The following is an 8,673-nucleotide window of genomic DNA, read 5'->3' as shown; positions in this document are numbered from 1 at the left end:
TGTTGCGCACGAACTGGGCAGTCCGAATGGCCTCATCCAGGGCTTGGTACTGCTGGGCTGTGCCGTTGAGGAGCTTGGCTTCGAGGACGCGCATGAGCCTACTTTATCAAAGGTCTAGCAAGATAAAAGCCGCTCTTGTCGCGTCAGCGGGCCGTAGGCCTTAGGGCGGGGCTTTAAACCCAGTTTTCTTGGTAACTGCAAGGATTGACAATAGAGATCGCCGGTACGTTCCAGATGACCTTGAAGTAGCGATGCGCTTTTTGGACTCCGACCCATGCCCGAACAATCGGATCCCCTCACCCGCAGCTTGATTGCCCTGATCCGGGGTTACCAGGTCGGCATTTCTCCTTGGCTGCCACCTGCTTGTCGCTATTACCCCACCTGCTCTCAGTACACCTTGGAAGCGGTGCGGCGCTACGGTGCCCTACGAGGGGGTTGGCTGGGGATCCGTCGCCTCTGTCGCTGTCATCCCTGGCACCCAGGGGGCTACGATCCGGTTCCCGATTTGCCGGGATCCGCGCCGACCCAGAAACCCTCCCCCCAGCCGGGCTCCCACTCTAGAGACACCTAGCACTTAGGTTGATTGTGGGTAGCAAGCCACAACCTCGATTTCTACTCGGGCATTGAGGGGCAGGCGGGCCACCTGTACGCAAGAGCGAGCCGGAGCCGGATCGGTGGCAAAAAACTCTCGATAAACCTCGTTCATGGCCGCAAAATCCTCCATATCGGCCAGGAAAACCGTTGTCTTCACCACCTGGGAGAGAGTGGTGCCCCCCGCTTCCAGCACCGCCTGCACGTTCAGCAATGCCTGCCGAGTTTGAGAAACAATGTCCTCCCCCACCAGTTTGCCGGTTTTGGGATCCAGGCCCACCTGCCCGGCAGTAAACAGGAATGGCCCCAGAGCAGCAACACCCTGGCTGTAGGGGCCGACAGGAGCGGGGGCAGCTTCGGTTTGCACGCCACAAAGACATGGCCCAGGCCGATCCCGGTAGTGGCCGATCTCTGGCTGGGCCGGCTTCGTCTGCTCCATAGAGGTTTGCCCAACTCTGTCGCTACGCTACCACAGGTGGATCGCCAAAAAGCGGGGCCAAGAATGCCAAGATGAACTCGTTGAGAGGGAGAGGGATCCATGCCTTTGATCAAGCTGCAAACCTCTGTGCAACCAGAAATCGCCGCAGTAGAGGAACTGCTTAAGGTGCTGTCTGCTGCTCTATCGGAACAGTTGGGCAAGCCGGAAGCCTACGTGATGACCGCCTTTGAGGGTGGGATCCCGATGACCTTTGCTGGCAGTGGGGATCCCTGTTGTTACCTAGAAATCAAGAGTATCGGGCAATTTTCCGCCCAACAAACCCGGGCCATGAGCGAGTTTTTTTGCGGCACCATCGAGGCCCGATTGGGGATCCCCAAGAAGAGGATTTACATTGAGTTCAGCGATGCCAAAGGCTATCTTTGGGGATGGAACGGCACGACTTTCGGGTAAAGATACTTCCCCCACTCCAAGAGCTGTCTACTCTGGCTTGCCCTAGCTCGCCTCACAAGAACTTTGTAGGAGTTTAGCCAATGGAAGAGCTACCTCAACTCAACACAAATCCCCAAAAGCAGCGGATTTTGCTTAAGCTTGCTACCGGCTTGGGCTTGGCCATTTTTATCTTTTGGGCAGCCCATCGATTGGGATTTTTTGGAGTTATTCAAGACTGGCTCGCCGAAGCTCTGGCTTGGATTGAAAGCTTGGGGTTGCTGGGGCCGATCCTCTTCATTGCCATTTACATTGTGGCGACGGTGCTGCTTCTACCAGCCTCGGTGCTGACCTTGGGGGCAGGAGCTGTGTTCGGGGTGGTGGCCGGAACTGTGTATGTGCTAATCGGGGCAACCATTGGAGCGAATTTGGCCTTTTTCATCGGGCGCTACTTGGCGCGGGAACAGGTGGCGAAATGGATTGAGGGAAATGCCAAGTTTGCGGCCATCGACCGAGCAGTGGGACGTGAGGGATGGAAAATAGTCGGCCTGATTCGGCTGTCGCCTGCGTTTCCCTTCAATGTGCTCAACTACGCCCTGGGGCTGACCCAAATTTCTTTTCTGGATAACTTGCTGGGCACCGCTGGAATCGTGCCGGGCACTTTTATGTATGTGTACATCGGCTCGTTGGCGGGATCCCTGGCCGACATGGAAGGCGCGGAGTTGGATCCTCAGGCTCAAACCGCCCAATGGGTCGTTCGCCTCGTGGGGCTCATCGCCACCATAGCCGCTACCGTCTACGTCACTCGCATTGCCCGCAAAGCCCTACAAGAAGCGGTAGAGCCTGCCTAGGGAATTGCATTTTAAACAAGAATGAAATCTGTTGCATTGCTTCCCAACTCCTCTCTCTCTGGGAGAAGGACTGGAGGTGGTCGCGGAAGCGGCGCGGAGCGTTTGGGCAGCAGTAGGAGTGTCTCAATCCAGTTTGAAATGACTATAAGTTGGCTCGGCGAGCTAGTGTGTAGAAAGCACCGGGTTGAGAACGCTCACCGTTGGGCAGAGGCTTAGCCGACAGCTTGACAGAGGGTTTCCTGCCTGATACATTTACGCTGAACACTGCTGAACATCACTGTTCAACTATGCAGCGATAGCATTCTGTTTGTTTCCAAACAGAATGGCGGTATCCCGCAAAGCTTTGAGTAGAATACCCAAAGCGCAGTTTCCGTGTCGTCTTACTACCAATTTTCTGCTTTGCTTTGGCTACCATGTTGGCAGACTCGAAAGTAAACAGAAAGATCAACTGGTAGTAATCCGTACTGAACATATTATACATTATTTTCAGTATAGTTGAGCTTATTATTGACTAGAGTCATGCTCTCTCGGTCTTGTTCGGCCAGCTCCTGGATGGCCTGTTGGTACACCTGGGCAGGTGTGGATCCCTGGTTGACTTGCTTCAGCCAGCGTTGGGCCTCATTGCCCTGGTGGAGCAAAGTTTGCAAGGGAGCTAGAAAACAGCCCAAGCCTTGAGGTTGGCCAATACGCCAAGCTTCGGTCAGCAGCTCTTCGATCCACTCTTGGGCCGCCCGTTCCCGGCCTGTCCGCCAATCGACCAAATGAGATTGCAGCGATTCTCGAGCAGCAGCCTGCTCGTTGGCTTCGCAAAGGCTCTCCAGCTCTGTTGGGGTAAAGGGCCCCCGCAAGGGATCCAGCGCTTCCGGCTGGGCCAGCAACTGCCAGAGACGGGCTTCCACCAAGGCGGTAATCGCCAGAACCATTACCGGATCCCCCACCAGATCGCAAATGCGCAGCTCCACGCGGTTGAGGTGGTAGGGCCGCTCCGGGCCGTTGGGTCGCACCGAGGCCCACAGGTGGCGCACATTCTGCATGGTGCCCAAGGCTAGCTGCTCCTGGATCCAGGCAATGTAGTGGGCGTGATCCCGGAAGAAGGGCACCTGAGCCGGCGTTTTGGGGAACACCTGCCAACGGCTGGAGTGGGATCCCGTCACCCGTCCGTCCAGAAAAGGGGAGGAAGCGCTCAGAGCTAGGTAGAGAGATGCTTCCGCTCGCAGCAGGCGACAGGCCCGGAAGATGGCCTCGGTACCTGGCAGGCCAACATTGATGTGAATGCTAGCAGTTACCACCCGCGTGCCATAGGTGCGCTCGATGTAGTCGTGGTAGGGGTTGCCGGGATCCGACCGCTCGAAGTGGTCGCTGCCGCCCAAAGCTAGCGTGCTCCCCGGCAGAAGGGTGTAAGGGCCAAGACGGCGCAAAAATTGCCGCAACTGTAGGCGAGGCCGCAACAAGGCACAGAGCAGGTCTTCGTAGCGGCGGAGAGGGGGGGTGATGTACTCCACATTGCGCCGATCCGGCTCCCGCACAAACCCTGGCAAAGCCTGGCAAATGCGATCCGACAAGCCCACCACTTCCCCGGCGGCGGTGCCGGTGTACATTTCCACCTCAAAGCCCTTGGTCAACAGCACAGGCCAGCCTCCAGCCGCAGCCTCACCAGTCTAACCTTTCTCTTCTCCCCTCATTGTCCTGGGGTTTGGCAGGGAATTGGCCGATGGTAGGGAAGTTTCTCGACCTGTTTTAGGATGTACCTGTAAAGCAGTTTCGGGAAGAGACAGAGTGGGGGATCCCATCTACATCCTGGGAGCGGGGCCGGCAGGCATGGCGGCTGCCTATCGCTTGAACCAACTGGGTTTTTCCGTAGTGGTGGTAGAACGAGAGGAGAAGGTCGGGGGTTTGGCCAAAAGTATTCAGTATCAGGGGTTTATCTTGGACTATGGCCCGCACCGTTTTTTCACTAAAATCCTGCCGGTGCGAGAGTTGTGGAATCAGGTTTTGGAATCCGAGCAAGTAACCGTCCGACGGCTCACCCGCATCTATTACCGCAAGCAGTATTTTCAGTACCCCATTCAGGCCTGGGAAGTCCTGCGCAAAGTGGGTTGGTGGGAAAGCCTGCACATTGTCCTTTCCTATCTCTGGGCACAATTAATTCCGCGACCAGCTCCCCAGAACTTTGCCGACTGGGTCAAAGGCAAGTTCGGCACCCGACTCTTTCAAATGTTTTTTGAAGGATATACGGAAAAGCTTTGGGGGATCCCTTGTACCGAGATCAGTGCTGATTGGGCTGCCCAGCGCATCAAAGGTCTCAGCCTTGGGCAAGCCATCCAAAAGGCCTTGGGGTGGAATCGAAGCTTGGCCAAGTCTCTGATCGACCAGTTTCAGTTTCCTCGTCTGGGATCCGGGCAGCTCTATGAAAAAATGCAGGAGTATTTGCTTGCCGAGGGACAAAAAGTCCTGCTCAACACAGAAGTAGTCACCCTCAGACATCGGGGATCCCAAGTTGTCGAGCTGCAACTGCGCAATCTTCAGGATGGAAGTGAAACTTGGGTCTCCCCCTCCCACGTCATTTCCTCGATCCCTCTGACGGTGTTGGTGCAGAGCCTGCGGAAATTGCCTCCCCCCCAAGTGCTGCAGGCAGCCCGCAATCTCAGATTTCGCAATACTGTCTTGGTTTACTTGATTGTGCAGGGATCCCAGCTCTTCCCCGATAACTGGCTGTATATCAACGATCCAACGGTGGGGGTGGGACGGGTGACCAACTTCGCCAATTGGTCTCCGGCCATGTTGCCCAACCAAGAGCAAACCCCCTTGTGCTGTGAGTATTGGTGCAACTTTGGGGATCCCTTGTGGCAAGCTCCTGAGGAGGAATTGCTGGCTTTGGCCGAGAAGGAGCTGCGTCAAATTGGCCTGCTTCACGATCAAAAGATCTACAGTGGCTTTGTGGTGCGCCTGCCCCGCACTTATCCCATCTATACCGGTAGCTATAAAGAAGATTTAGCCATTTTGCAGGAGTATCTCAGCCAGTTTGAAAATCTACAAGTGGTGGGCCGCTACGGCTCATTTAAATACAACAACCAAGATCACAGTTTACTGATGGGCTTGCTGGCGGCTGAGAACATTCTCCGACCCGGTAGTCACAATCTCTGGCAGGTGAACTCCGACGACGATTACCAAGAAGAAATCAAAGTGCCATCTTCACCCTTAACGATTCAGCGATGAGCTTTCCTCTCAGTCATCTGTTGCAGCGAGGTCGGCAGTACCTTGCCCCTTTCTTAGGGCAAATCTTGTTGCCCAGTTTGGCCTTGACAGTGCTGCAGATCTTTATGATCTCCCTCTGGAGTGAGGAGAGCGATTATGTTTCCATCTTCAAGGGCCTAACTCAGTGGGATAGCCATTGGTATCTCGGCATCACGCGGCGAGGGTACCAGTTTGTGGGCTTTGACAAGATTGCCTATGAGCAGAGCAACGTGGCTTTTTTCCCCGGCTACCCCCTGGCGGTGGCTGGAATCAGTCGCCTTTTGAGCGTTGACCCTGAACTAGGGCTTTACCTCACCGCCCAGCTCTTTTGCTGGCTGATGTGGGTTTACCTTTTCCTGTTCTACTGCAAGTGGCAAATTCCCCCGCTCTGGCAGGCTTTGGCAAGTTTGCTCATCCTGGTTTATCCCACCAGCTTTTATCTGTGTGTGGGCTACAGCGAGTCTTTGTTTACAGCTAGCTTGTTGGGTTTTCTCTACTGGTCAATTCATTGGGATCGTCCCCTGCTGATGCTCCTGGCCGGGATCCACGGCTTGGCAATGAGCGCCACCCGCATTGTGGGTTTGCCGGTAGCCTTGATTCCACTTCTCAATCTCTGGTCAGGATCCCGACGTTGGCTTTGGACAGTGGCGACAGTGAGCCTGGCTTTGCTGGGGGGGCTGGGCTTTTTTCTCTACTGTCAGCTTCGCTTTGGACGCTGGGATCTCTACATGGAAATGCAGTCCTACTTTGGCCCCAGCTCTGTCAATTACCTGGCCATTGTTCAAGCGCACACCTATACTCCTCTCTTTTCTATTGGTCATTGGCGATCCCTGTTTTCCTTTTCTGAAGCTTTGGAAGCTGGGATATGGGCAATTTCCCTCAGTCAAGTGTTTGTTCCTCTCACCTTGGGATCCCTACTGGTGACCGGTTTGATAGATGGGATCAGCTCCACAGCCGGCAAAAGTCGGCGCTGGCAGGAGCGGCTGGGGTTTCATTTGGCTGCTTGGGTGATGTTTTACATTGCCTTAGCAGGAATGAGTGTGGTGGGCCAGCGAAGTATGGTTCGCTATTGCCTGCCGGTTTACATCGTGCAGGTGCTGGCCTGGCTGCATTGGGCCAAACACACCGATTTCAGCTTCATCCCCCAACGGGCTTGGCGATATCTTGGCAGTGCCCTGAAGCTGGGGTATTGTCTTTTGGCTTTCATCTTTTTTGCCCTCAACCAAATCCTCACCTGGCGCTACGTCCAACATCTTTGGGTGGCTTGACGGAGCCGTCTTGACGAGAGAAAGAGCAATGTGCCGATGAGTCTTCGCCTCAGCCATCTGTTGCAGCAGATCCGCAAACTTTTAGGTTGCTTCTCTGTTCGGATTGCTTTGCTAGGCTTAGCGCTTACTATCCTGCAAGTGCTAACGATATACCTCTGGACAAAACGCGGTGACTATGCTTCTGCTTTCGCGGCTCTGAGTCAGCGGGATAGCTATTGGTATCTCAGCATTGTGCGGCGAGGGTACCAGTTTGTGAGCTTTGATAAGATTGCCTATGAGCAGAGCAACGTGGCTTTTTTCCCCGGTTACCCCCTGGCGGTGGCTGGAATCAGTCACCTTTTGAGCGTTGACCCTGAACTGGGGCTTTACTTAACTGCTCAGCTCTTTTGCTGGCTGATGTGGGTTTACCTTTTCCTGTTCTACCGCAGGTGGCAAATTCCCCCACTCTGGCAAATTTTGGCGAGCTTGATTATTTTCATCTATCCCACCAGCTTCTACCTGTGCGTGGGCTACAGCGAGTCTCTGTTTATGGCCAGCTTGCTGGGTTTTCTCTACTGGTTCATTTATTGGGATCGTCCCCTGCTGATGCTCCTGGCCGGGATCCACGGCTTGGTGATGAGTGCTACTCGGATTGTCGGCTTGCCGGTGGCGCTGCTCCCTTTTTTGAATCTCCTGAAAGCGGGGGAGAGAACCCAAGCCCGCCGTTGGTTTTGGACGAGTATGGCAGCGAGCTTGGCTCTGTTGGGTGGCCTGGGCTTTTTTCTCTACTGTCAGCTCCGCTTCGGACGCTGGGATCTCTACCTGGAAATGCAGCGTTACTTTACCGGCGTGAAAGCCAATTATCAAGCTATTTTCCAAGCTCGCACATATGTCCTTTCCGCCGAACGCTGGCAAAGCTTACTCTCTCTTTCTGCACCGATGAAAGACCCTGGGCTGTGGGCTGACGCTCTTAGCCAACTGTTTGTGTCTGCCACCCTGGGATCCCTGCTTGTTACAGGTTTAATGGATGCGGCAGGAGTTATGGCAGGTAGAAGCCAGTGTTGGCGGGAGCGGCTGGGATTTCACCTGGCTGCTTGGGCCATGTTTTACATTGCCCTGACGGGTACGAGCCCCTTGGGCCAGCGAAGCATGAGCCGCTATTGTCTGCCGGTTCACATCGTGCAGGTGCTGGCGTTGGTGCATTGGGCCAAACACACCGATTTCAGCTTCATCCCCCAAAGGGTGCTTGGCTATCTTGGCACTATCCTGAAGCTGGGCTACGGGCTTCTGGCTTTGATCTTCCTCGCCCTCAACCAAATCCTCACCTGGCGCTACGTCCACCATCTCTGGGTGGCTTGACTCCGCTTTCCTGAAGATAGGATGTGAGGGATCCCAACTTCTCACCGGCTGAGAGCTGTGGCGTTCTCTTCTCCCCGCAAGTCTCCCCGTCAAAAATCAGCCTCGCGTGTCGCTCAGACCCTTGAGCCCACCAAAATTTACCCCTGCCCGTGCTGCCACCAAGGTCAGTTACGCCTGATCACCCTAACCGAAGCCTTCGGGTGTAGCCGTTGCCAGCATATTTTTGCCATCACCCCCGACCGCCTGTACATCGAGCAACTGGCCGTTTCCTATCCCTACCGCAAAATGTGGTTCTGGAACGGCTACCAATGGGTGTTGCGGCGGGAAAACACCCTACAGGGATCCGCGCTCTTGGGCCTCACCCTCAGCTTGGGCATTGTCTTGGCGGTTGGGTTCATCGGCGCAGTGCTCTTCCCAAACCAAACCCAGTTGCTCAGTTGGTTCATGATTCTCGGCTTGTTGCTAACGCTGCTGATGGTAACGGCGATCCTGCTGCTGCGGCGGCCCTGAGACTTACGAGATCTGA

9 protein-coding genes and 1 pseudogene are annotated in these 8,673 nt (G+C 55.1%); 7 read left to right on the top strand and 3 right to left on the bottom strand.

The window, feature by feature from the left end; translation table 11 throughout:
* A pseudogene (locus ACVWZ1_RS10155) lies at positions 1 to 94 on the bottom strand (RNA-guided endonuclease TnpB family protein); the annotation flags it as partial.
* 180 nt (positions 95 to 274) lie between these two features.
* On the opposite strand from ACVWZ1_RS10155, the gene yidD reads away from it, so the two are divergent.
* A complete protein-coding gene (gene yidD, locus ACVWZ1_RS10150; RefSeq protein WP_414357215.1) occupies positions 275 to 571 on the top strand; it encodes a membrane protein insertion efficiency factor YidD in 297 nt (98 codons plus the stop codon).
* A gap of 3 nt (positions 572 to 574) precedes the next feature.
* Here the strand turns inward: yidD and ACVWZ1_RS10145 are convergent, their stop codons facing one another.
* On the bottom strand, positions 575 to 958 hold the full coding sequence (locus ACVWZ1_RS10145; RefSeq protein WP_414357217.1) for a RidA family protein: 384 nt from the start codon (positions 956 to 958) through the stop codon (positions 575 to 577).
* A 171-nt stretch (positions 959 to 1,129) separates the two neighbouring features.
* Between ACVWZ1_RS10145 and ACVWZ1_RS10140 the strand changes: the two genes are divergently transcribed.
* Positions 1,130 to 1,480 (top strand): phenylpyruvate tautomerase MIF-related protein, encoded by a 351-nt coding sequence (locus ACVWZ1_RS10140; protein WP_457503295.1) that lies wholly within the window; start codon positions 1,130 to 1,132, stop codon positions 1,478 to 1,480.
* A gap of 80 nt (positions 1,481 to 1,560) precedes the next feature.
* Positions 1,561 to 2,307, top strand: a complete 747-nt coding sequence (locus tag ACVWZ1_RS10135) for a TVP38/TMEM64 family protein (RefSeq protein ID WP_457503294.1) — start codon at positions 1,561 to 1,563, stop codon at positions 2,305 to 2,307.
* A gap of 473 nt (positions 2,308 to 2,780) precedes the next feature.
* On the opposite strand, the gene gshA is transcribed toward ACVWZ1_RS10135, so the two are convergent.
* Positions 2,781 to 3,935 (bottom strand): glutamate--cysteine ligase, encoded by a 1,155-nt coding sequence (gshA, locus tag ACVWZ1_RS10130; RefSeq protein WP_414374961.1) that lies wholly within the window; start codon positions 3,933 to 3,935, stop codon positions 2,781 to 2,783.
* Between the two features lie 148 nt (positions 3,936 to 4,083).
* Between gshA and ACVWZ1_RS10125 the strand changes: the two genes are divergently transcribed.
* From ACVWZ1_RS10125 to ACVWZ1_RS10110, 4 genes are all read left to right on the top strand, one after another.
* Positions 4,084 to 5,523 carry an NAD(P)/FAD-dependent oxidoreductase gene (locus ACVWZ1_RS10125; protein WP_414409351.1) on the top strand — a complete coding sequence of 480 codons (1,440 nt, stop codon included), beginning with the start codon at positions 4,084 to 4,086 and terminating at the stop codon, positions 5,521 to 5,523.
* A complete protein-coding gene (locus ACVWZ1_RS10120) occupies positions 5,520 to 6,809 on the top strand; it encodes a hypothetical protein (protein WP_457503292.1) in 1,290 nt (429 codons plus the stop codon). Before ACVWZ1_RS10125 ends, ACVWZ1_RS10120 begins: the two co-directional genes overlap by 4 nt.
* 252 nt (positions 6,810 to 7,061) lie before the next feature.
* Positions 7,062 to 8,147, top strand: coding sequence for a hypothetical protein (locus ACVWZ1_RS10115; protein ID WP_457503291.1), 1,086 nt, complete (start codon positions 7,062 to 7,064; stop codon positions 8,145 to 8,147).
* A gap of 57 nt (positions 8,148 to 8,204) precedes the next feature.
* Positions 8,205 to 8,657, top strand: a complete 453-nt coding sequence (locus ACVWZ1_RS10110; RefSeq protein ID WP_414374957.1) for a hypothetical protein — start codon at positions 8,205 to 8,207, stop codon at positions 8,655 to 8,657.
* The last annotated feature ends 16 nt before the right edge of the window (positions 8,658 to 8,673 follow it).

Source organism: Thermostichus sp. MS-CIW-25, from assembly GCF_054060015.1.
Note: the sequence above shows the minus strand (reverse complement) of the source record. Positions and strands in the feature narration are given on the sequence as shown.